The 1,120-nt window shown below is 62.9% G+C and carries 2 pseudogenes; both read right to left on the bottom strand.

The features are described 5' to 3' along the window. Positions 1-337, bottom strand: a pseudogene (locus CZ203_RS14575) (50S ribosomal protein L11 methyltransferase); the annotation flags it as partial. 260 nt (positions 338-597) lie between these two features. Further along, positions 598-1,120 (bottom strand): annotated as a pseudogene (locus CZ203_RS14570) (hypothetical protein); the annotation flags it as partial.

Here is a 1,120-nt window from a genome sequence, read left to right as displayed (position 1 = left end):
CCTGCCGCACGGTGCCCGCCTCGGCCGCGAGCCGGCCGTAGCGCCCCTCGGGGTCCGCGGCGCGCAGCGTATCCAGCCGCTGCCGCAGCGCCGCAAGCTGCGCCTCCCCGTCCGCGTCCTGCGTCAGGTAGATCTTGATCCTGGTTTCCGCCCCGGATTTCTCGCGGACGAGGTCCTCGTCCACATAGTCCCAGTATATCTCGGTATCCTGTAAAAATTCCTGAAAATCCGCCGCGTCCTCGAGTACGTACCCTTCGATGCCCAGGTCGTCCAGCAGCCCGGTGACCGGGTCTATGCCGGGCGTCGCGGTGGATATGGTCACTTCGGTAAAGTCCATGGAACCCTCCCCTGCCTATTTTACACGCTTGTCCTGTTATTGTACTCCTTTGGCACACCTTTTTCAAGGAAATACACAATTTCTTAACATTTATCCGGGCGGTTTGCGCCTGCGCGCAGAACCCCTCATTTATTAAACGCCGGAAGCGGGCAAATTGTTTCAGAAAAAAGGAAAATTTTTTGAAAACTTTGCACCCGCCCCGCGAAAAAAAGCGCCCGGGAGGGTTCCGCCCCTCCCGGGCGCACGCCGCCGCGGGCGGCTTACAGGCAGATCATGCCATATTTTTCGGAAAAATACCGCGTCAGGCGCGCGTCCAGTTCCCAGGTGCCGTCGTACAGCGCGCGGCCGGGATAGATGCGCAGCGCCTTTTCCAGCAGCTCGGGCTGCTCCGCGCACAGGCAGACCGGGCGCGCGAGCATAAAGACATGCTCCTCAAAGCAGATGAGGTCCTCTTCCTCCTGCAGGAGGATCTTGTATGCGCCGGAACCGTCCTCCGCCTCGAGCAGCAGCTCACCGAGGTGGCTGTCGCACTCGATCCCGTCCGAGATATCGATCATCGGGTCGATAAAATGCGCGTTTGTGCCGTCCGGCGCGATCAGCAGGCCGTCATGGTCGCGCGGCACCTGCACCGCACCCGAATACGCGGCGAGCGCCGCCCGCAGCGCGCCGATGTCCTCCGCGCGGCGCGGGACATAAAGCTCGGCATTCGTAAAGCGCACGTCCCCCGCGAGCCAGCCCGGGTCGACCCGCGCGCCGAGCGACACCCGCGCATAGGGGGCGCAG

The organism is Intestinibacillus massiliensis (assembly GCF_900155735.1).
Classification (GTDB): Bacteria; Bacillota; Clostridia; order Oscillospirales; family Butyricicoccaceae; genus Intestinibacillus; species Intestinibacillus massiliensis.
Note: the sequence above shows the minus strand (reverse complement) of the source record. Positions and strands in the feature narration are given on the sequence as shown.